This window comes from Rathayibacter sp. AY1C5 (assembly GCF_002931705.1).
Taxonomy (GTDB): Bacteria; Actinomycetota; Actinomycetes; order Actinomycetales; family Microbacteriaceae; genus Rathayibacter.
Genome location: NZ_PSWD01000036.1, coordinates 1 through 20592, shown reverse-complemented (window position 1 = coordinate 20592; position 20592 = coordinate 1). Strand labels below are relative to the sequence as shown.

Sequence of the window (20592 nt, the reverse complement as noted above, 5' to 3'; positions counted from 1 at the left end):
GGCGGGGCCGGCGGGACCGGGACGGAGCCGTGCTGCTCGTCGGAGCCGGGGCCGGGACGGGTGCTGTCGTCGCTCATGGCGCGAGTCTAGCCAGCACCCGGGCGGCGGCGGAGGGGTTCCGTCCGCTCACGCGGGCAGGTAGCCGCCGTCGCGCAGGTCGCCGACGAAGGCCGTCCAGGCGAGGTAGGCGATCACCGCGAGGACGATCGCGAGGTAGCCCAGCACGAAGCCGACGACCGCGAGACCGCGGCCGCGCTGTCCGGAGCGTCGGGCCTGGGCGAAGCCGATGTGGCCGAGGACGATGGCGGCGGGCGCCAGCCCCAGCAGTCCGCACACCAGAGCCGCGACCGCGAGCGGATTCATCGGCGGGCGGCGGGGCGGGAGACCGGGGTAGGGATCGGCGGCGGCCGTCGGCGGCGGGTAGGCCGCCGACGGCTCGCCGAGCGGAGGGGCGAACGGCGCGGGCGCCGGTCCGGTCTGCGGTCCGGGCGCGGTGTCGTCGGTCACGGTGTCCTCCTGGTGGTGCGGGCGCCCCCGAGCCTCGGAGGCGTGTCGATCAGTACCCGGTCGAGGGCATGGTCGCCGCGATCGAGAAGAGCGCGACGAACGAGATGATGGTGATGATGATCGCGACGAAGCCGATGATGACGGCGGCGAGGGCGAGGCCGCGGCCCTTCTCCCCCGTGCGCTTGATCTGCGACAGGGCGATGAAGCCCAGCACGATGCCCACGATGGAGACGAAGAACGAGGCGATGAAGCCGATGATCGCCAGGATGTTGTAGCGGTCGGACGCGGGCGTGTACGGAGTGGTCATGGAATCCCCCAGGGTCAGGAACGAGCGGATGCGGCCAAGAGTGGCAGTGGCACGATCCGCCTGTCAAAAAGCTGGACGGCGCTTGCGCGGCCCGGCCGCCGCCCGGTAGAGGCCTCAGCGGACCTGGATCTCGGTGACCGGGAGGGTCGAGTCGGCCCCGAAGCCGAGCCCCGACGGCGGATGCCCCGCCTCGATCAGCTGCGCCGCCAGTGCGGCGATCATCGCGCCGTTGTCGGTGCAGAGCGAGAGCGCCGGGATCCGCAGGGTCACTCCCGCGGCCGCGCACTGCTCCTCCGCCAGCGCGCGCACCCGGGCGTTGGCGACCACGCCGCCGCCGAGCAGGAGGCGCGGCACGCCCCGGTCGCGGCAGGCGGCGAGCGCCTTCGTGAGCAGGACGTCGGCGACCGCCTCGCGGAAGCTCGCCGCGACGTCGGCCACGGGCACCTCCTCCCCCGCGTCCTGGCGCTTCTCGACCCAGCGGGCGACCGCGGTCTTCAGCCCTGAGAACGAGAAGTCGTAGCGGTGGCGCTCGAGGTCCTTCGGCAGGCTGAGCCCGCGGGGGAAGCGGATCGCCTTCGGGTCCCCGTCCGCCGCCACCCGGTCGATCTGCGGTCCGCCCGGATAGGGCAGGCCCAGGACTCGCGCCACCTTGTCGAAGGCCTCGCCGGCGGCGTCGTCGATGGTCTCGCCGAGCAGCTCGACGTCCGACACCAGATCGCGCACGTGCAGGAGCGAGGTGTGCCCGCCCGAGACCAGCAGCGCGATCGTCGGCACCTCGACGGGGCTGCCCTCGCTGCCGTCTGCACGGAGGACATCGGCTCCCACGTGGCCGACGAGGTGGTTCACGGCGTAGAGCGGCAGGCCGAGCGAGACGGCGAGCGCCTTCGCCGCTCCGACGCCGACCATGAGGGCGCCCGAGAGTCCCGGTCCGCTGGTGACCGCGATCGCGTCCAGGTCGCCGAGCGCGACACCGGCCTCGGAGAGCGCCGCGTGCAGGGCGGGCTCGAGCGCCTCCAGGTGCGCCCGGGCGGCCACCTCGGGCACGACGCCGCCGTAGCGGGCGTGCTCCTCCATCGAGGAGGCGATGGTGTTCGAGAGAAGCGTCGTGCCGCGGACGATGCCGATCCCCGTCTCGTCGCAGCTGGTCTCGATGCCGAGGACGAGGGGTCCGGTGCTCACGGGGTCTCCTGGGTCGGGGTCGGCGGCCGGCGCATCACGATCGCGTCCACTCCGTCGGGCTGGTAGTAGGCGGGGCGGACGCCGATCTCCTCGAAGCCCTCCGAGCGGTAGAGGGTCTGCGCGGCGGGGTTGTCGGCGCGGACCTCGAGGAAGACCTCGCGGGCGCCGCGTTCGCCGGCCGCCTCGAGGAGCGCGCGCAGCAGTCGACGGCCGAGGCCGGTGCGGCGGACCCGGGCGACGACCGCGATCGTCTGCACGTCGCCCTCGTGAGCGCCGACGGGGCAGAGGAGCCCGGCGTAGCCGACCACCTTGCCGTCCTGCTCGGCGACCAGGTACCGGGTGTGACGGCTCCGGATCTCCTCCGCCATCATCCCGCGCGACCAGGCGTCGCCGGCGAACTCGGACTCCTCGATCGCCATGACGGCGTCGAGGTCGTCCGCCTGCGCGTCGCGGAGCACGGCCTCGCTCATGCGGTCACCCGCTTGGGGCCGGCCGACAGCGTGACGTCGGGCGAGCGGAGGTAGAGGGGCTCGTCCGCGGCACCGGGCCGACCGGCCGCGCGCAGGCGGGCGGCCACGACTCCGAGCTCGCCGGCGGAGACCGACTCGGCCTCCAGGCGCGGGAGCTCCGGATGCGGGAGGGCCGGCGGCTTGTCCAGGCCCGGGCCGGCGAGGCGGACGGGGAGTCCCTGATCGTCGAGCCCGTCGTAGGCGCTCCAGTACAGCTCGCGACGACGGGCGTCGGTGACGACGAGGAAGCCGGCGGCGCGCCCGTGCCGCAGCGCGGCGAGCGCGATCGCGTCGTGCGAGACCACGGGGAGGGTGGGGACGCCGCGGCCGAGCGCGAAAGCCCGGGCGGCGGCGACCCCGACCCGGAGGCCGGTGAAGGGGCCGGGGCCCATGCCCACGGCGACCGCCTCGATGCCCCCGGGAGCCACGTCCGCCGCCTCGAGCGCCTCCTGGATCAGCCGGCCGACCACCTCCGCGTGGCGCATGGTGTCGGTCTCGGTGCGCTCCGAGCGCACGGCGCCCGCGGAGTCGACGACGGCGACGGAGGTTCCGGAGGAGGTGTCGATCGCGAGGAGCACGCGTCCAGGGTACCCGCGGGCTCAGCTCCAGCCGGTGCCGCGGAAGCGGACGGTCCGCGGCTCGATCGGCTCCTCGCCCTCCTCGGCGTCGGAGCCGGCGGTCGGCCGCTCGATGACCACGTCGAGCCAGGACTCCGCGACGCCGTCCAGCATCCCGGCGCCCCACTCCACGACGACCACCGAGCGCGCCGGATCGAGGTCGAGGTCGTCGAGCTCGACCGGCGAGCCCACGCGGTAGGCGTCGACGTGCACGAGCGGCGGCCCGTCGTGCAGCGGCGGGTGCGTCCGCGCGATCACGAAGGTGGGGCTCGTCACGGGACCCCGCACGTCGAGGCCCTCGCCGAGCCCGCGCGTGAAGGTCGTCTTGCCCGCGCCGAGCGGCCCGGTCAGCACCAGCAGGTCGCCGGCGCGCAGCACTCGGCCGAGCTCGCGGCCGAGCTCCGCCATGGCCTCCGGATCGGCGACCTCGACGACGCGGTCCGCGAACCAGGAGCGCTCAGGCACGGCCGTCCGCCACGCTCAGCAGCCGCCGCTGGACCCGCGGCCCGAGCCGGGTGACCAGCTCGTAGTTGATGGTGCCGCACCACCGCGCCCACTCGTCTACCGAGGGGACGCCGGTCGTCGGGTCGCCCCAGAGCGTCACCGGGTCGCCCGTCGCGACGCTCGCATCCCCCACGTCGACGACGAACTGGTCCATCGCGACCCGCCCGGCGATCCGGTGGCGGCGGCCGCCGATCGAGACCTCCGCGACGCCGGAGGCGCTCCGCGGGATGCCGTCCGCGTAGCCGAACGGCACGAGCGCGAGGGTCGTCCCGCCCTCGGCCCGCCAGGTGTAGTCGTAGCTCACGCCGGTCCCGTGGGGCACCCGGCGGACGCCGGCGACGCGGCCCTGCAGCGTCATCGCCGGGACGAGCCCGAGCTGGAGCGAGGTCTCGTCCTCGAACGGCGAGAGTCCGTAGAGGGCGATGCCGCTGCGCACCATGTCGAGACGGGCCTCCGGGAGGCGCAGCGCCGCCGCCGTCGCCGCGAGGTGCAGGACCGGCGCCTGCACCCCGTGCGCCGCCAGCACGGCCTCGGCGCGGCGGAGGAGCGCGAGCTGGGCGAGGTCGTCCTCGCGCGAGGTGTTGGACAGGTGCGAGAACAGCCCGGTGAGGTGGACGGTGCCGCGAGCGCTGTGACGGGCGAGCGCCTCCGCCAGGTGCGGCCACTCCTCCTCCGCGGCGCCGTTGCGACTGAGGCCCGTGTCGACCTTGAGCTGCACGGCCGCGCGCACGCCGCGGTCCTCCGCCGACTGCGCGAGCGTGTCGAGCTGGTCGACCGAGGAGACGGCGACGTCGATCGAGTGCTCGAGCGCCGCGTCGAAGTCCTCGCCGGGGTCGTGCAGCCAGCAGAGGATCGGAGCGACGACGCCTGCCTCGCGCAGGGCCACGGCCTCCCGCAGCTCCGCGGTGCCGAGGGCGTCCGCGCCGCCGTCGAGCGCCGCCTGCGCCGCGGCCAGGGCGCCGTGCCCGTAGCCGTTGGCCTTGACGACGGCCATCAGCCGGCGGGCGCCGGTGAGCTCGCGCAGACGCGCGGCGTTCGCCGCCATCGCGTCGACGTCGATCACCGCCTCTCGGTACGACGCGGGGACGCTCACGACTCGGCCACCACGAACGCGCAGGCCACGCCCGCGTCGTGCGTCATCGAGAGGTGCACGCGCGTGATCCCGCGCGCCTCCGCGGCCGCCCGGGCCGGGCCGTGCAGCGCGAAGGACGGATTCCCGTGCTCGTCCCGCTCGACGACCATGTCGTGCCAGCGGGCGCCCACGGAGTCGCCGAGCGCCTTGATCAGCGCCTCCTTGGCGGCGAAGCGGCCCGCCAGCGAGGCGACGGGGAGCGAGCGTTCGCTCTCGGCGAACAGCCGGTCGCGGAGCCGGGGCGTGCGCGTCAGCGAGCGCTCGAAGCGCGCGAGGTCCACGACGTCCACCCCGATCCCCACGATCACGGCTCGATCACTCGACCGTGACCGACTTGGCGAGATTGCGCGGCTGGTCGACGTCGAGGCCCTTGGCGGCGGCGAGCTCCATCGCGAACATCTGCAACGGGGTGACGGCGAGCAGCGGCTCGAACAGCGGGTCGGCGAGCGGGATCGGCACGACCTCGTCGGCGATCTGGATCGCGGCCGTGTCGCCCTGCTCCGCGATCGCGATGACGCGGGCGCCGCGGGCCTTGATCTCCTGGATGTTCGAGATCACCTTGCGCTGCAGCTCGTACGACTCGCTCGGGCTCGGCACGATCACGAAGACGACCTGGCCCGGCTCGATCAGTGCGATCGGGCCGTGCTTGAGCTCGCCCGCCGCGAAGCCCTCGGCGTGGATGTAGGCGAGCTCCTTGAGCTTCAGCGCACCCTCGAGCGCCACCGGATAGCCGACGTGGCGGCCGAGGAACAGCACCGCCCGGGTGTCGGCCATCCAGCCGGCCAGCTGGGCGATGTCGTCGGAGGCGTCGAGCACGCGGGAGAGCTTCTCCGGGATCGCGGCGAGCTGGGCCGCCTGCGAGGCGACGAGCTCGGTGGAGGCGGCACCGCGCACCGCGGCCAGGTGCAGCCCGAAGAGGTAGAGCGCCGCGATCTGGGCGACGAAGGCCTTGGTCGAGGCGACCGCCACCTCCGGGCCCGCGTGCGTGTAGAGCACGGCGTCCGACTCGCGTGGGATCGTCGCGCCCTGGGTGTTGCAGACCGAGAGCGTCTTGGCGCCGTGCTCGCGGGCGTACTTGACCGCCATCAGCGTGTCCATCGTCTCACCGGACTGGCTGATCGAGACGACGAGGGTGCGCGGGGTGAGCACCGGGTCGCGGTAGCGGAACTCGTGGCTGAGCTCGACCTCGACGGGGACGCGCGCCCATTTCTCGATCGCGTACTTGGCGACCATGCCCGAGTAGGCGGCCGTGCCGCAGGCGATGATCGTGATGCGGTCGATCTCCGTCAGCACCGGACCGAGCGCGTCGAGCTCGGGCAGCGTGATCGCGCCCTCGTGGATGCGGCCGCGGAGCGTGTTCGCGACGGCCTCGGGGCCCTCGGTGATCTCCTTCGCCATGAAGCTCGACCAGCCGCCCTTCTCGGACGCCGACGCGTCCCAGGCGATCTCGAACGGCTCGGTCTCGACGGGGTTGCCGAAGAAGTCGGTCACCGTGACGAGCTCCGGGGTGATCGTGACGATCTGATCCTGGCCGATGGCGACCGCGCGGCGGGTGAACTCGACGAACGCCGCGACGTCGGAGCCGAGGAAGTTCTCCCCGTCGCCCAGGCCGATCACGAGCGGCGAGTTGCGGCGCGCGCCGACGACCACGCCGGGCTGGTCCTGGTGCAGGGCGAGCAGGGTGAACGCGCCCTCGAGGTGCGCGACGACGGCCTGGAAGGCGAGCACGAGGTCGCCGGTGCGGCGGTACTCGCGGGCGATCAGGTGCGCGGCGACCTCGGTGTCGGTCTCGCTCTCGAAGACGGCGCCCTCGGCGAGCAGCTGCTCCTTGAGCGGCTGGAAGTTCTCGATGATGCCGTTGTGGATGACGGCGAGCCTGCCCTCGTCCGCGAGGTGGGGGTGGGCGTTGCGGTCGGTCGGGCCGCCGTGCGTCGCCCAGCGGGTGTGGCCGATGCCCGTGGTGCCCTCGGCCAGCGGGTGCGCTTCGAGGTCGTCGACGAGGACGCTGAGCTTGCCCGAGCGCTTGCGGCTGTCGAGCTGCCCGTCGGCGTCGATCACGGCCACGCCGGCCGAGTCGTAGCCGCGGTACTCCAGACGCTTCAGGCCCCCGAGCAGCACGGCCAGGCTGTCGCGCTCACCGACGTATCCAACGATTCCACACATGCGCTCGATTCTAAGCGGCGCGGAGGCGCCTCCCGCGGCGTCGGGCACCCGGCGGGGCGGACGCTAGGATCGGTCCCCATGCCGTCGTCTCCTCGCGATCCCGCACGCGACGCGCACCCCTCCCCCTTCGTCGAGATCGTCCGCTCCGACTGGGCCGAGCTCGCCCGCACCACGGAGCTGCCGCTGTCGGAGACCGAGGTCGTGCAGCTGCGGGGGCTGGGCGACCGGCTGAGCCTCACCGAGGTCGCGGAGGTCTACCTGCCGCTCTCGCGCCTGCTGAGCCTGTACGCCGGTGGCGCGCGGCACCTGCACCGCGCGACGAGCACGTTCCTCGGGGAGCGCGCGCAGCCGACTCCGTTCGTGATCGGCGTCGCGGGGTCGGTCGCGGTGGGCAAGTCGACGATCGCGCGCCTGCTGCGGGAGCTGCTCGCCCGCTGGGAGGACACGCCCCGCGTCGAGCTGGTGACCACCGACGGCTTCCTGCTGCCCAACCGCGAGCTGGAGCGCCGCGGTCTGATGAGCCGCAAGGGCTTCCCCGAGTCGTACGACCGGCGGGCGCTGCTGCGCTTCGTCTCGGAGGTGAAGGGCGGGGCCGCGGAGGTGCGCGCGCCGTTCTACTCGCACCTCTCCTACGACATCGTCCCCGACGCCGAGATCGTCGTGCGGCGGCCGGACGTGCTGATCGTCGAGGGCCTGAACGTGCTGCAGCCGCCGGTGCCCGGTCACGGCCTGGCGGTCAGCGACCTGTTCGACTTCACCGTCTACGTCGACGCCCGGACCAGCGACATCGCGCGCTGGTACGAGGAGCGCTTCCTCACCCTGCAGCAGGGCGCGTTCGCGAATCCGAACTCCTACTTCCACCGCTACGCGGCGCTCAGTCCAGACGAGGCCCGTGAGCGCGCGCGGAGCATCTGGGCCGCGATCAACGAGCCGAACCTGCTGCAGAACGTGCGCCCCACCCGCTCCCGCGCGAGCCTGGTCCTCCGCAAGCAGGCCGACCACACGGTCTCCTCGGTCCTCCTCCGCAAGATCTGACCGCGCCCCCGGTCGCTGTTCGCCGCCGCGCGCACCGCGCAGCCACCGACCTCCTCGAACCCCTCCACCGCAGGATCGGTGCAGGCTCGGGACCACCCGCGAGCCGTCGGCGGGAATCGCGTGCCAAGCGATTCACGCGCGGCGAACGCGCCCCGCTCCACCCATCGCAACCACCTCGCGAAGCCGACCGCGAGGGGCCGCGCAGGGAGCGGCCCCTCAACGAACACAGCCGTCGTGGGAATCGCGTGCCAAGCGATTCCCGCGCGGCGACCGCGACACGCTCCGCCCGCGCAACCCCCTCGCGAAGCCGACCGCGAGGGGCCGCGCAAGTAGCAGCCCACCAACGAACACAGCCGTCAGCGAGAATCGCGTGCCAAGCGATTCACGCGCGGCGACCGCGACCCGCTCAACCCAGCGCGACCACCTCCACAAGCCGACCGCGAAGGGCCGCGCAGGGAGCGGCCCCGCAACGAACACCGCCGTCGTGGGAATCGCGTGCCAAGCGATTCACCCGCGGCGAACGCGCCCCGCTCCACCCATCGCAACCACCTCGCGAAGCCGACCGCGAGGGGCCGCGCAGGGAGCGGCCCCGCAACGAACACAGCCGCGTGCCAAGCGATTCACCCGCGGCGAACGCGCCCCGCTCCACCCATCGCAACCACCTCGCGAAGCCGACCGCGAGGAGCCGCGCAGGGAGCGGCCCAACCCACGAGCCGTCGTGGGAATCGCGTGCCAAGCGATTCACCCGCGGCGAACGCACCCCGCTCCACCCATCGCGACCACCTCCCCAAGCCGACCGCGAGGAGCCGCGCAGGGAGCGGCTCCTTAAGAACGCAGCCGCTCGAGCACGACCGCGGCGAGCGATTCGGCGAGGCGGTCGGCCGTCTCCTGCGTCTTCGCCTCGACCATGACGCGCACCATCGGCTCCGTGCCGGAGGGGCGCAGGAGCACGCGGCCGTCGCTGCCGAGCTCGGCGGTGGCGTCGGCGACGGCGGAGGCGATGACCTCGTCGTCGCGGACGCCCTCGCGGTCGACGCCGCGCACGTTGAGGAGGGTCTGCGGGAAGACGGACATGACGGCGGCCAGGTCGGCGATCGTGCGTCCGGTCCGGGCCATCTCGGCCGCGAGCTGGAGGCCGGTGAGCACGCCGTCGCCGGTGGTGGCGTAGCGGCTCATGATGACGTGGCCGGACTGCTCCCCGCCGAGCGAGTAGCCGCCGTCGTTCATCGCCTCGAGGACGTAGCGGTCGCCGACCGCGGTCTCGATGACGCGGATGCCGGCGGCGCGCATGGCGAGCTTGAGGCCGAGGTTGCTCATGACGGTGGCCACGAGGACGTCGTCGCGGAGGGCGCCGCGGCGGGCCATGGCTGTCGCGAGGATCGCCATGATCTGGTCGCCGTCGACGATGCGGCCCTCGGCGTCCACTGCGAGGCAGCGGTCGGCGTCGCCGTCGTGGGCGATGCCGATGTCGGCGCCGGCCGCGCGGACGGCGTCGGCGACGTTGTCGAGGTGGGTGGAGCCCACTCCGTCGTTGATGTTGAGGCCGTCGGGGTCGTTGCCGATGACGGTGACGGTCGCTCCGGCGTCGGTGAACACTTGGGGCGAGATGCCGGCGGCGGCGCCGTGCGCGCAGTCGATGACCACGTGCAGGCCGTCGAGACGGGTGCCCTCGAGGGATCCGAGCAGGTGGAGGACGTAACGGTCCTCCGCGTCGGAGAAGCGGGTGATGCGGCCGACGTCGGCTCCGGTCGGCGTGAGCGGGGGGACTCCGAGGGCCGCTTCGATGCGGTTCTCGAGCTCGTCCGGGAGTTTGCGTCCGCCTGCGGCGAAGAACTTGATGCCGTTGTCGGCGGCGGGGTTGTGCGAGGCCGAGATCATCACGCCGAAGTCGGCGTTCTCGTCGGCGATGAGGTAGGCGGTGGCGGGCGTCGGGATGACGCCGGCGTCGAGCACGTCGACTCCAGCGCTCGCGAGACCCGCCGCGACCGCGGCTCCGATGAACTGACCGGAGATGCGGGGGTCGCGGGCGAGCACGGCGACGGGCCGACGGCCCTCGGCCCGGGCGGCCGCTCCGAGTACACGGGCGGCCGCCTGGGCGAGGCCGAGAGCCAGGTCGGCCGTGACCTCGCGATTAGCGAGGCCACGGACGCCGTCTGTTCCGAACAGGCGCGGCATGGTGCGCAGTCCCTTCTCGAGCTGCTGGTCGTGCGGCCGTCAGGCCGCGTCGACTAGCGCTTCGAGAACTGGGACGCCTTGCGGGCCTTCTTGAGACCGGCCTTCTTGCGCTCGATGACGCGGGCGTCGCGGGTCAGGAAGCCCGCCTTCTTCAGGATCGCGCGGTTGTTCTCGCGGTCGATCTCGTTGAGTGCACGGGCGATGGCGAGGCGCAGCGCGCCGGCCTGGCCGGAGGGGCCGCCGCCGGTGATCTTGGCGACCACGTCGTAGGAGCCGATCAGGTCGAGCACCTTGAAGGGGTCGGTGATCAGCTGCTGGTGCAGCTTGTTGGGGAAGTACTCCGCGAACTCGCGGGCGTTGACGGTCATGCCGCCGTTGCCGGGGACGAGGCGCACGCGGGCGATGGCCTGCTTGCGTCGGCCCACGGCTGCGCCGGAGACGTTGAGGACGGCGCGGGGCGTCGTGGACGCCTCGGTGGCCGGGCTTTCGGTGGAGTAGCTCTCGGGAGCCACGTCGATCTGGTCTGCGATCTTCGCCACGGTGTAGGTGATCCTTTGTCTTCGAAGTCTGGGGTGTCGGGGAGGGCCGGAGCCTACTGGGCGACCTGGGTGAAGGCGTACGCCTGCGGCTGCTGGGCCGCGTGGGGGTGCTCGGATCCCGTGTAGACCTTCAGCTTGCGCAGCTGGGCGCGGCCGAGGGAGTTCTTGGGGAGCATGCCGCGGATGGCCTTCTCGACGGCGCGGACCGGGTTCTTCTCGAGGAGCTCGGCGTACGTGGTGGCCGAGAGGCCGCCCGGGTAGCCGGAGTGGCGGTAGGCCTTCTTCTGGAGGAGCTTCTGGCCGGTGAGGGCGACCTTCTCCGCGTTGACGATGATGACGAAGTCGCCCATGTCCATGTGCGGCGCGAAGGTGGCCTTGTGCTTGCCGCGCAGGAGCGCCGCGGCGTGGGTGGCGAGACGGCCGAGCACGACGTCGGACGCGTCGATGACGATCCAGTCGTGCTGGACGTCAGCCGGCTTCGGAGAAAAAGTGCGAGTCACGTGAGTGCTGCTTTCTGGTCGGAGTGAGGTGTTCGTGGATCCCGCTCCGTGGCCGTTCGACCCTCGAGGGGGACGAACCGATCCGGTGGAGGGCTCAACTTCGGGCGCTCGGCACACGGCCGAAAACACCAAGGGTCGACATTACAGCAAAGCCCTCGTGCGGCCAAGCACGGATCGTGGCGGCAGGGGCTCCGGCAGCGGGAGGTGCGACCCGAGCCGCCACGGGTCGCGGGGCGTGGGCGCGCGCCCTCGCCTCACTCCGAGTCCTCCGGGTCCGGCCCCTCGGTCCGGACGGTGCGCTTCGCGCGGGTGAGCAGGGCCCGCTCGGCGAGCGCGTCGTCCTCGGGGTAGTCGACCTCGCGGAGGATGAGGCCGCGGGCCGGCATCACCGCGAACGCGTTGGTCCGTCTGGCGGCGTCGCGGAGCAGCGGGACCGCCCCCGCCTCGAGCTTCCCGGCGCCGACCGCGACGCACGCCCCCACGAGGGCCCGCACCATGCTGTGGCAGAAGGCGTCCGCGCGCAGGTGGGCGTGCAGGACTCCGTCGGCGTCTCGCTCCCAGGTGAAGTCGAGCAGGCTCCGGATGGTGGTGGCCCCTACGCGGGCACGGCAGAACGACGCGTAGTCGTGCAGGCCCAGGAGCGAGCGGGCCGCGGCCGACATCGCGTCGAGGTCGAGGGAGTCGGTGATCCAGGTGGTGTACGTGCGGTCGAGCGGGTGGCGCATCGAGGAGGCGTCGGCCAGCCGGTACTCGTACCGCCGCCAGCGCGCCGAGAACCGCGCGTCGAACCCCTCCGGCGCCTCCGTCACCCGGTGCACCGAGACGTCGGTGTACTGCCCGAGGATCCCGCGGAGCCGCCGCTCCAGGATCGACGCGGGCGGGAACGGCTCCTCCCCCGGTCGGCGCCGGCCGGTGCTGATGCGGCCCCACTGCTCGGGGGTGAGGTCGACGTGGGCGACCTGGGCGCTGGCGTGCACGCCGACGTCGGTGCGCCCGGCGACCGTCACGGTCGGGTGCTGCTCGGAGCGCAGCACCAGGGCGAGCGACTCCTCGAGCACCCCCTGCACGGTGCGGAGGCCGGGCTGCTTGGCCCACCCGGAGAAGTGCGAGCCGTCGTAGGCCAGGTCGAGGCGGACGCGGTGGAGCATCAGACGAGTCTAGAGCGCGCCGTGGTCGCGGCTCAGGCGACCGCGAGCGGGACGTCGACGGCCGCCAGGGCCGAGACCGCCTAGCCGACCAGCGTCGACTGCTCGCCGACCGAGGAGACGATCCGCGCCTCCCAGCCGCCTGCGAGCACGGCCAGCTCGGAGGGAGCGGAGGCGATGCCCTGCATGCCCAGCGAGACCGGCACGGCGCCGAGCGCCTCGCCCGCACCGGTGAAGGTCTCGACGAGGGGCCCGCGGTGCAGCGTCAGCACGACGACCGGGTCGCCGCCGTCGACGGCGTAGGAGCACGTGTCTCCCGCGGCGGTGATCGACACGGTGCCCGCCGTCGAGCCGGCCTCCTGCTCGACCAGGGAGGCGGGGAGAGCGGTCGCGCAGTCCACGCCCTCGCTCGACGGCACGGAGGGCACGGAGGACACGGTCGGTGCGGCCGACGGCACGGGGGTCGTGCTCGCGAGACCCGCCGACTCCGGCACGTCGATCACCTCGCCGGAGGCGCAGCCGCTCACTCCGCCCGCGAGTGCCAGGGCGAGGAGCGCCGCAGCGGCCGAGGAGCGCAGTCGCACAGGAGTCCTCCGAGGATCGTCGGGGCGGACCCCGGGAGCGCCGGTCGTGACGCGGCCGCACCCGACGAGCGCAGCCGTGCCATCGTAAGCGACGATTCGCGCCACTCGGCCCCGTGGAACGACGAGAGCCCCCCGCCCCGGAGGGGACGGAGGGCTCTCGGGAGAGGGGGCGTGACTACTTGGTCGCGCCGGTCTCCTCGACAGGAGCGTCCTGCGCGGCGTCCTCGACGGGAGCGTCCTGCACGGGCGCCTCCTCGACTGGGGTCTCCTCGGCAGTGGGCTCCTCGGCGGGGGCCTCGTCCACCGGAGCGGACACGGGCGCCGTGGCGGTGCGCGACTTCTTCGCCTTGGGCGTGACGGGCTCGAGGACGAGCTCGATCACGGCCATGGGCGCGTTGTCTCCCTTGCGGGGGCCGATCTTGGTGATGCGGGTGTAGCCGCCCTCGCGCTCGGCGACGAGCGGAGCGATCTCGGTGAAGAGCTCGTGGACGACCGACTTGTCGCCGATCGTCGCGAGGACGCGACGGCGGGCGTGCAGGTCGCCGCGCTTGGCGAAGGTCACCAGGCGCTCGGCGAGCGGACGAAGGCGCTTGGCCTTGGTCTCGGTCGTCTTGATGCTCTTGTGCGTGAACAGGGCCGCGGCCAGGTTCGCCAGCAGCAGGCGCTCGTGTGCGGGTCCGCCTCCGAGGCGGGGGCCCTTGGTGGGCTTGGGCATGGGTTTACTCCAGTACTAAAGGGGTGTCAGCAGGTCGGACGCGAGGAGCCGGGGCTCCGGAGCGGAGGACCTAGATGCTCTCGTCGTCGTAGCTGTAGAAGTGGGCGCCGTCGAACCCGGGGACCGAGTCCTTGAGCGACAGGCCGAGCTCCGTCAGCTTCTCCTTGACCTCATCCACCGACTTCTGACCGAAGTTGCGGATGTTCATGAGCTGCGTCTCCGAGAGGGCGACGAGCTCATTGACGTTGTTGATGCCCTCGCGCTTGAGGCAGTTGTAGCTGCGCACCGAGAGGTCGAGGTCCTCGATGGGCATGGACAGCTCGGTCGAGAGGACCGCGTCGACCGGCGCGGGGCCGATCTCGATGCCCTCGGCCGCGTTGTTCAGCTCGCGGGCGAGACCGAACAGCTCGGTCAGCGTGCGTCCGGCGGAGGCGATGGCGTCGCGCGGCGAGATCGCGGCCTTCGTCTCCACGTCCACGACCAGGCGGTCGAAGTCGGTGCGCTCGCCGGCACGGGTGGCCTCGACGCGGTAGGTGACCTTCAGCACGGGCGAGTAGATCGAGTCGACCGGGATCTGGCCGGCCTCGGAGAACTCGCTGCGGTTCTGGGTCGCCGAGACGTAGCCGCGGCCGCGCTCGATCGTGAGCTCGAGCTCGAACTTCGCCTTGTCGTTCAGCGTGGCGATGACGAGCTCCGGGTTGTGGATCTCGACACCGGCCGGAGCCGAGATGTCCGCGGCGGTGACCTGGCCGGCTCCCTGCTTGCGCAGGTAGGCGGTGATCGGCTCGTCGTGCTCGGAGGAGACGACGAGTCCCTTGATGTTCAGGATGATCTCGGTGACGTCCTCGCGGACGCCCGGGACGGTCGTGAACTCGTGCAGGACTCCGTCGATCCGGATGCTGGTGACAGCGGCGCCGGGGATGGAGGACAGCAGGGTGCGACGCAGCGAGTTGCCGAGCGTGTAGCCGAAGCCGGGCTCGAGGGGCTCGATGACGAAGCGGGAACGGAACTCCGAGATGTTCTCCTCGGTGAGCGTCGGACGCTGTGCGATAAGCACTGATGATTCCTTTCGATCACGTGTCCGCTATATGACACGTGCGTTTGCGAGGTGTGGAGTTGTGAAAGAAATGCGCGATCCGTCGGCCGGCCGCACTCCCCGCCCGGAGGCGGTTCGTGCGGCCGGCCGACGGCTGCGAGTGCTGCTTAGACGCGACGACGCTTGGGCGGGCGGCAGCCGTTGTGCGCCTGCGGGGTGACGTCGTTGATCGAGCCGACCTCGAGGCCTGCGGCCTGGAGCGAGCGGATCGCGGTCTCACGACCCGAGCCGGGGCCCTTCACGAAGACGTCCACCTTCTTCATGCCGTGCTCCTGAGCCTGGCGCGCGGCCGACTCGGCGGCGAGCTGGGCGGCGAACGGCGTCGACTTGCGCGAGCCCTTGAAGCCGACTCCACCGGACGAGGCCCAGCTGATGACGGCCCCGGAGGGGTCGGTGATCGAGACGATGGTGTTGTTGAACGTCGACTTGATGTGGGCCTGGCCCACAGCGATGTTCTTCTTCTCCTTGCGGCGCGGCTTGCGCGCGGCCGACTTGGGGGTAGCCAATTCTGTATCTCCTCTAGGTCCGTGTCGCCCGCGTTACTTGCGGCCGGCCTTCTTCTTGCCGGCGACGGTGCGCTTGGGTCCCTTGCGGGTGCGCGCGTTCGTCTTGGTGCGCTGTCCACGGACCGGGAGGCCGCGACGGTGGCGGAGGCCCTCGTACGAGCCGATCTCGACCTTGCGGCGGATGTCGGCGGCGACCTCGCGGCGGAGGTCGCCCTCCACCTTGTAGTTGCCCTCGATGTAGTCGCGGAGCGAGACGAGCTGGTCGTCGCTGAGGTCCTTGACGCGGATGTTGCCGTCGATCCCGGTGTCGCTCAGGGTCTTGAGCGCGCGAGTGCGGCCGACACCGTAGATGTAGGTCAGTGCGACCTCCACGCGCTTCTCGCGCGGGATGTCTACTCCTGCCAGACGTGCCATTGTGGCTTCTCCTGTGAGTGAGTGGAGGTGTGAAGCAGCACCGGTGCCTCGGCCTCCGACCGAAGGTGTCCTCGCCGTCCACCCCGGGGTCGCCGGGGTGCTGCGCGATTTCTGGTGCTGCGGGTGTGTTCAGTTGTGCAGTGGGGGCGGCACGCCGCCCCTGCGCTCCCTCGCGGAAGCAGCGGGACTAGCCCTGGCGCTGCTTGTGGCGGGGGTTGCTGCTGCAGATGACCATCACGTTGCCGTGGCGGCGGATGATCTTGCAGTGGTCGCAGATGCGCTTGACGCTGGGGTTGACCTTCATTGTTCTTGTCCTTGTTTTCGCTGGCGTCGTGCTCCCGGCGGATGCCGGGGCCGTTCCTTACAGGACACGCACGTCGCGAACGTCAGCGGAGCGAACGCCTACTTGTAGCGGTAGACGATCCGGCCGCGGGTCAGGTCGTAGGGGCTCAGCTCCACGATCACCCGGTCCTCGGGGAGGATCCGGATGTAGTGCTGACGCATCTTGCCCGAGATATGGGCGAGAACTTTGTGTCCGTTGGTCAGCTCCACGCGGAACATCGCGTTGGGGAGCGCCTCGACAACCGCACCTTCGATTTCGATGACACCGTCTTTTTTGGCCATAGCCTCACTGTCGTTCGGAAGTAGTGTGTGTACTGGTCGTGCGAATGTTTCCGCGACGAGCCACCACCGGGCGAGAGCCCGGATCGGGGTTCGCGGGCATGCCGGAGCACGCGCAAAACACCAAGGGTCGATGCTACGCGAATCGCGGCCGTTCCGCCACCTCGGGCGTGTCGCCCCCTCCTCCGCCTCCGCGCCCGACGCGCGCCCCCTGCCGGGCCCCGCGTCCGCCGCCGCCTAGGCTGGCTCCGTCGAGCCGGAGGGAGAGCACATGGCGCGCACGACGAGGTCAGCGACCGCGAGGCGGAGCTGGTACTCGCACCCGGTGGTGACGATCCTGGCGGCGATCGCGGTCATCGCCCTGGTGCAGACCTTCTTCGTGAAGGTGTACACGGTGCCGACCGGCTCGATGGAGAACACCCTCCAGGGCGGCGGGTTCTTCGGCGACCGCATCCTGGTCGACCGCACCCTCGCCCTCCAGGGCGGGCCGGAGGAGGGGCAGATCGTCGTCTTCTCGCGCGACGCCGACTGGGGCGCGAGCGACGAGGCCGGCAGCCCCCTCTCCGAGATCGTGAAGACCTTCGGCGACGTCACCAGCATCGGCCCCTCCCACGAGGAGTTCCTCGTCAAGAGGCTGATCGCCGAGGGGGGCCACACCGTCTCCTGCTGCGACGCCGACGGGCACGTGCTGGTCGACGGGAAGCCGCTGGACGAGTCCTACGTGTTCGAGGACTTCCCCTTCACCCCCGGGACCCTCGACTGCACGACGAGCCCCGCGTCCCTCCGCTGCTTCGACGAGTACACCGTCCCCGAGGGATCCCTCTTCGTCCTGGGCGACCACCGGTCGAACTCCAACGACTCGCTCGGCGAGTGCCGCGGCGCCGGCGGGCCGATCGACACGTGCGTGAAGACCGTGCCGATCGACAGGGTCACCGGACGCGTCTTCGCCGTGGCCTGGCCGCTCACCCGCTGGCGGTTGTTCTAGCGCTCCGCCCGAGCCGCCGCAGACGACGACGAGGTCCCCCGCGAGAAGCAGGGGACCTCGTCGTCGTTCGCCGCCGTGCGGCCACGGGACTACCCGCGCACGACCGCCACGACCCGGTCGAAGAGCGGATGCTCGGCCGTGAGGCCGGTGACCTCCGCCACGAACTCCTCCGGGCTGAGCGCGGCCAGCTTCTCGTGGAGCTCCACGCTCTGGGGGTCCTCGGGCACGTCGAAGCGCAGCGCGGCGCCGATCGCGGCGAGCAGGCCCTCCGGCGTGCGCCCGCGGTCGGCGAGCTCGGCCGCCGGTCCGATGAAGCGCTCGTGCCGCGACAGCTTCCGCAGCGGCTGGCGTCCCACCCGGTCGACCGTGTCGGTCAGGTACGGGTTGGCGAAGCGCTTCAGCGTCTTCTCGAGGTAGGCCTGCTGCTCCTCGTCGCTGAAGCCGTGCTTGGCCACGATGAGCGCCTTGGTGTCCTCGAGCGCGGCCTTGACCGCGTCGTGCACCTCGGGCATCGCCAGCGCGTCGGAGAGCTTGTGCGCTCCGGCCGCGAAGCCGGTGTAGGCGGCCGTCGCGTGGCCGGTGTTCACCGTGAAGAGCTTCCGCTCGATGAAGGGCTCGAGGTCGTCGACCCAGGTCGCGCCCGGGATCTCCGGCTCGGTGCCCTCGAACGGAGTGCGGTCGACGACCCACTCGAAGAAGCTCTCCACCGTCACGTCCAGGCCCTGGCCCGGGTCCTGGTTCGGGACGATGCGGTCCACCGCGGTGTCGGCGAAGACGGCGCGGGTTCGCAGGCGCTCCCACTCGTCCGCGCCGAGGTTCGCGGCGACCTCGGTCTGCAGGAGGCGCGTGGCGTTGATCGCGTTCTCGCAGGCCATGACCGCCAGCCGCGGCGCCGACTCGTCGCGGGCGGCGAGGCCCTTCGCGATCACGGGGGCGACGAAGCGCAGGATGTTCGGGCCGACGGCCGTGGTGACGATGTCGGCGGCGGCGATCTCGCGGACGAGCGCTTCCTCGTCGGCGGCCGAGTCGATCGCGCGGAAGCGGTCGACGACGTGAGTGGCCGCCTCCTCCCCCACCTCGTGCACCTCGTAGCTGTCGGCGGCGGCGAGGCGGCCGATCAGCTCGGAGTTGACGTCGGCGAAGACGAGCTCGTAGCCGGCGCCGTGCAGGATCAGGCCGACGAAGCCGCGGCCGATGTTGCCGGCGCCGAAGTGGACGGCGGTGGGCATCAGGAGTTGACCTCGCCCAGCAGGCTGTAGAGCGACTGCGCGTCCGGGGCGTCGAGGAGCTTCTGAACCTCGTCCTCCTCCGAGAAGATGATCGCGATCTTGGAGAGGATCTCGAGGTGCTCGTTGTCGACGCCGGCGATGCCGACGACGAAGCGCACCTCGTTGCCGTCCCAGTCGATCGGCTGCGCGTAGCGCACGAACGAGAGGGCGGAGGAGCGGATCTCGTCCTTCGCGTCGTTGGTGCCGTGCGGGATGGCGAGCAGGTTGCCCATGTAGGTCGAGACGGTCGCCTCGCGGGCGAGCATGGCCTCGTAGTAGGCGGGGGTGACCGCGCCGACGCCGACCAGCATGTCGGCGGCCTCCTTGATGGCGGCCTCCTTCGTGGTGGCGGTGCCGGAGGCGTCGATCTGTCCGATGGTGAGCACGTCGCTCATGGGGTGCGTCCTTCCGTGGAGGTGCTGACAGCGAGGGAACCCGCAGGGGCGAGCGGAGCGTGTCCGCTCTGTCGCACCCTACGGGTTCCCTCCGAATGGTTGGCGTACTACTTGCCGTGCTGCTCCGCGACCAGCGAGACGACCTCGTCGTACTTCGGGCTGTTCATGAAGTTGTCCACGGAGACGTGGATGGCGCCCGGGGTGCGCTGGCGGGCGCGCTCCGTGAGCTCGGCCTGGGTGATGACCAGGTCCACGTCGTCCTCGAGAGCGGCGATCGCCTTGTTGGTGACCGTGACGTCCTCGAAGCCCGCCTTCTTCATCTTGTTCCGCAGCACCGAGGCGCCCATCGCGGACGAGCCCATGCCGGCGTCGCAGGCGAAGACGATGTTCCGGACCTGGGTCGCGGTGGCCGTGGCCCCCGCGGTCGAGGCGCCCGCCGAGTCCTGCGGAGCGTTGGCGCCGCGGGCGTTGATGAGCGAGCCGACGGCGCTCTCCTTGCCCTTGTTCGCCTCGTTGGCGGCGACGGCGGCGGCGAGCTTGTCGTCGCCCTCCTGCTCCGCGGCCAGGTCGCGCTTGCGGCCGGACCGGATGATGACCGAGGCCACCAGGAACGACACGGCGGTCGCGAGGATCACCGAGAGGATGACGCCGAGGAAGCTGTCGTTCGCGGTCTGCAGGAGCACCGCGATGATCGAGCCGGGCGAGGCGGGGGCGCGGAGGCCGGAGTTGAACGCGACGTTCGTCGCGACACCGGTCGCACCGCCGAGGATGACGGCCGCGAGCAGCGCCGGCTTCATCAGCACGTACGGGAAGTAGATCTCGTGGATGCCGCCGATGAAGTGGATGATCGCCGCGCCGGGAGCCGAGGCGCGGGCCGCGCCGACGCCGAAGAACGCGAAGGCCAGGAGCACGCCCATGCCGGGGCCGGGGTTGGCCTCGAGGAGGAAGAGGTAGGACTTGCCCGCCTCCTCCGCCTGCTGCACGCCCAGCGGCGTGAGGATGCCGTGGTTGATGGCGTTGTTCAGGAAGAGGATCTTCGCCGGCTCGATGAAGAGCGAGGTCAGCGGGAGCAGACCCGCGTTGACCAGGAACTCCACGCCCGCGCCGAGGGCGGTCGAGAGGCCGACCACGAGCGGCGCGACGCCCGCGAAGGCGAGGAGCGCGAGCAGGAGGCCGAGGATTCCGGCGGAGAAGTTGTTGACCAGCATCTCGAAGCCGGGCTTGATCTTGCCGTCCCAGATCGAGTCGACCTTCTTCATGAGCCACGCCGACAGCGGGCCCATGATCATGGCGCCGATGAACATCGGGATGCCGGCGCCGACGATGACGCCCATGGTCGCGATGGTGCCGACCACGCCTCCGCGGGCGCCGTAGACCATGCGGCCGCCGGTGTTCGCGATGAGGAGCGGGAGGAGGTAGGTGATCATCGGGGCGACGAGGCCGGTATTGACGACGTCGGGATCCGTGCTCCAGCCGCCGAACTGCTGGACCCAGGTGGCGTCGATGCCGAGGAGCGGGAGCCATCCGGTCTGGATGAAGAGGGCCGTGATGAAGCCCCAGGCGATGAAGGCCGCGATGTTCGGCATGACCATTCCCGAGAGGAAGGTGCCGAAGCGCTGGACGTGGACGCGCGCTCCACCGCGCGTCGACGTCGCTGACGTCGTTGTCATGTGGTGTGTTCTCCGATTTCTAGGGG

General features: G+C 71.6%; 25 protein-coding genes. 2 read left to right on the top strand and 23 right to left on the bottom strand.

Going from position 1 to position 20592, the window contains the following annotated elements:
* Positions 1 to 126 precede the first annotated feature (126 nt).
* The 9 genes from C5C57_RS16180 to glmS all read right to left on the bottom strand — a co-directional run bounded on the left by C5C57_RS16180 (position 127) and on the right by glmS (position 6918).
* Complete coding sequence (locus C5C57_RS16180; protein WP_104225015.1) at positions 127 to 507, bottom strand: DUF4190 domain-containing protein; 381 nt, start codon at positions 505 to 507, stop codon at positions 127 to 129.
* A 49-nt stretch (positions 508 to 556) separates the two neighbouring features.
* A complete protein-coding gene (locus C5C57_RS16175; protein WP_104225014.1) occupies positions 557 to 814 on the bottom strand; it encodes a DUF4190 domain-containing protein in 258 nt (85 codons plus the stop codon).
* 114 nt (positions 815 to 928) lie between these two features.
* Positions 929 to 1993: a tRNA (adenosine(37)-N6)-threonylcarbamoyltransferase complex transferase subunit TsaD gene (gene tsaD, locus C5C57_RS16170; protein WP_104297863.1), complete on the bottom strand. Its 1065-nt coding sequence runs from the start codon at positions 1991 to 1993 to the stop codon at positions 929 to 931.
* Complete coding sequence (gene rimI / locus C5C57_RS16165) at positions 1990 to 2463, bottom strand: ribosomal protein S18-alanine N-acetyltransferase (RefSeq protein WP_104297862.1); 474 nt, start codon at positions 2461 to 2463, stop codon at positions 1990 to 1992. The genes tsaD and rimI overlap by 4 nt, the downstream gene beginning before the upstream one ends.
* Positions 2460 to 3080 (bottom strand): tRNA (adenosine(37)-N6)-threonylcarbamoyltransferase complex dimerization subunit type 1 TsaB, encoded by a 621-nt coding sequence (tsaB, locus tag C5C57_RS16160; protein WP_104297861.1) that lies wholly within the window; start codon positions 3078 to 3080, stop codon positions 2460 to 2462. Before tsaB ends, rimI begins: the two co-directional genes overlap by 4 nt.
* A gap of 21 nt (positions 3081 to 3101) precedes the next feature.
* The gene (tsaE, locus tag C5C57_RS16155; RefSeq protein ID WP_104225016.1) at positions 3102 to 3527 is read right to left on the bottom strand and encodes a tRNA (adenosine(37)-N6)-threonylcarbamoyltransferase complex ATPase subunit type 1 TsaE; all 426 of its coding nucleotides are present in this window, start codon (positions 3525 to 3527) and stop codon (positions 3102 to 3104) included.
* A 49-nt stretch (positions 3528 to 3576) separates the two neighbouring features.
* Positions 3577 to 4686 (bottom strand): alanine racemase, encoded by a 1110-nt coding sequence (gene alr / locus C5C57_RS16150; protein ID WP_258072761.1) that lies wholly within the window; start codon positions 4684 to 4686, stop codon positions 3577 to 3579.
* Positions 4687 to 4712: 26 nt separating this feature from the next.
* Positions 4713 to 5063, bottom strand: coding sequence for a holo-ACP synthase (locus C5C57_RS16145; protein WP_104225009.1), 351 nt, complete (start codon positions 5061 to 5063; stop codon positions 4713 to 4715).
* Positions 5064 to 5070: 7 nt separating this feature from the next.
* Positions 5071 to 6918, bottom strand: a complete 1848-nt coding sequence (glmS, locus tag C5C57_RS16140) for a glutamine--fructose-6-phosphate transaminase (isomerizing) (protein ID WP_104227413.1) — start codon at positions 6916 to 6918, stop codon at positions 5071 to 5073.
* A gap of 78 nt (positions 6919 to 6996) precedes the next feature.
* Here glmS and coaA point away from each other — a divergent pair, with 78 nt between their 5' ends.
* Positions 6997 to 7953 (top strand): type I pantothenate kinase, encoded by a 957-nt coding sequence (gene coaA, locus C5C57_RS16135; protein WP_104234153.1) that lies wholly within the window; start codon positions 6997 to 6999, stop codon positions 7951 to 7953.
* An 825-nt stretch (positions 7954 to 8778) separates the two neighbouring features.
* On the opposite strand, the gene glmM is transcribed toward coaA, so the two are convergent.
* The 11 genes from glmM to infA form a co-directional block, all read right to left on the bottom strand.
* Complete coding sequence (gene glmM, locus C5C57_RS16130; RefSeq protein WP_104248196.1) at positions 8779 to 10128, bottom strand: phosphoglucosamine mutase; 1350 nt, start codon at positions 10126 to 10128, stop codon at positions 8779 to 8781.
* Positions 10129 to 10181: 53 nt separating this feature from the next.
* Positions 10182 to 10667, bottom strand: a complete 486-nt coding sequence (gene rpsI / locus C5C57_RS16125; protein WP_104225004.1) for a 30S ribosomal protein S9 — start codon at positions 10665 to 10667, stop codon at positions 10182 to 10184.
* A gap of 53 nt (positions 10668 to 10720) precedes the next feature.
* A complete protein-coding gene (gene rplM / locus C5C57_RS16120) occupies positions 10721 to 11167 on the bottom strand; it encodes a 50S ribosomal protein L13 (protein WP_104225003.1) in 447 nt (148 codons plus the stop codon).
* A gap of 254 nt (positions 11168 to 11421) precedes the next feature.
* Positions 11422 to 12315, bottom strand: coding sequence for a tRNA pseudouridine(38-40) synthase TruA (locus C5C57_RS16115; protein WP_104261555.1), 894 nt, complete (start codon positions 12313 to 12315; stop codon positions 11422 to 11424).
* An 80-nt stretch (positions 12316 to 12395) separates the two neighbouring features.
* Positions 12396 to 12896 (bottom strand): hypothetical protein, encoded by a 501-nt coding sequence (locus C5C57_RS16110; protein WP_104261554.1) that lies wholly within the window; start codon positions 12894 to 12896, stop codon positions 12396 to 12398.
* Between the two features lie 175 nt (positions 12897 to 13071).
* Entirely contained in the window at positions 13072 to 13611 is a 540-nt protein-coding gene (gene rplQ, locus C5C57_RS16105) for a 50S ribosomal protein L17 (protein ID WP_104251133.1), read from the bottom strand.
* 70 nt (positions 13612 to 13681) lie between these two features.
* Positions 13682 to 14668, bottom strand: a complete 987-nt coding sequence (locus C5C57_RS16100) for a DNA-directed RNA polymerase subunit alpha (protein ID WP_104224999.1) — start codon at positions 14666 to 14668, stop codon at positions 13682 to 13684.
* A 146-nt stretch (positions 14669 to 14814) separates the two neighbouring features.
* Positions 14815 to 15213, bottom strand: a complete 399-nt coding sequence (gene rpsK / locus C5C57_RS16095) for a 30S ribosomal protein S11 (RefSeq protein ID WP_055787170.1) — start codon at positions 15211 to 15213, stop codon at positions 14815 to 14817.
* 33 nt (positions 15214 to 15246) lie between these two features.
* Positions 15247 to 15627, bottom strand: coding sequence for a 30S ribosomal protein S13 (gene rpsM / locus C5C57_RS16090; protein ID WP_068251511.1), 381 nt, complete (start codon positions 15625 to 15627; stop codon positions 15247 to 15249).
* A gap of 187 nt (positions 15628 to 15814) precedes the next feature.
* Positions 15815 to 15931 (bottom strand): 50S ribosomal protein L36, encoded by a 117-nt coding sequence (rpmJ, locus tag C5C57_RS16085; RefSeq protein ID WP_055787164.1) that lies wholly within the window; start codon positions 15929 to 15931, stop codon positions 15815 to 15817.
* A gap of 98 nt (positions 15932 to 16029) precedes the next feature.
* Positions 16030 to 16251 carry a translation initiation factor IF-1 gene (infA, locus tag C5C57_RS16080; protein WP_022883252.1) on the bottom strand — a complete coding sequence of 74 codons (222 nt, stop codon included), beginning with the start codon at positions 16249 to 16251 and terminating at the stop codon, positions 16030 to 16032.
* 268 nt (positions 16252 to 16519) lie between these two features.
* Here infA and lepB point away from each other — a divergent pair, with 268 nt between their 5' ends.
* On the top strand, positions 16520 to 17233 hold the full coding sequence (lepB, locus tag C5C57_RS16075; RefSeq protein WP_104251134.1) for a signal peptidase I: 714 nt from the start codon (positions 16520 to 16522) through the stop codon (positions 17231 to 17233).
* Between the two features lie 89 nt (positions 17234 to 17322).
* Here lepB and C5C57_RS16070 read toward each other — a convergent pair whose 3' ends face one another.
* The 3 genes from C5C57_RS16070 to C5C57_RS16060 form a co-directional block, all read right to left on the bottom strand.
* Positions 17323 to 18462 carry a mannitol-1-phosphate 5-dehydrogenase gene (locus C5C57_RS16070; protein WP_104269408.1) on the bottom strand — a complete coding sequence of 380 codons (1140 nt, stop codon included), beginning with the start codon at positions 18460 to 18462 and terminating at the stop codon, positions 17323 to 17325.
* A complete protein-coding gene (locus tag C5C57_RS16065) occupies positions 18462 to 18896 on the bottom strand; it encodes a PTS sugar transporter subunit IIA (protein ID WP_104224996.1) in 435 nt (144 codons plus the stop codon). Before C5C57_RS16065 ends, C5C57_RS16070 begins: the two co-directional genes overlap by 1 nt.
* Before the next feature lie 107 nt (positions 18897 to 19003).
* Positions 19004 to 20566, bottom strand: coding sequence for a PTS mannitol transporter subunit IICB (locus tag C5C57_RS16060; protein ID WP_104224995.1), 1563 nt, complete (start codon positions 20564 to 20566; stop codon positions 19004 to 19006).
* Positions 20567 to 20592 lie beyond the last annotated feature (26 nt).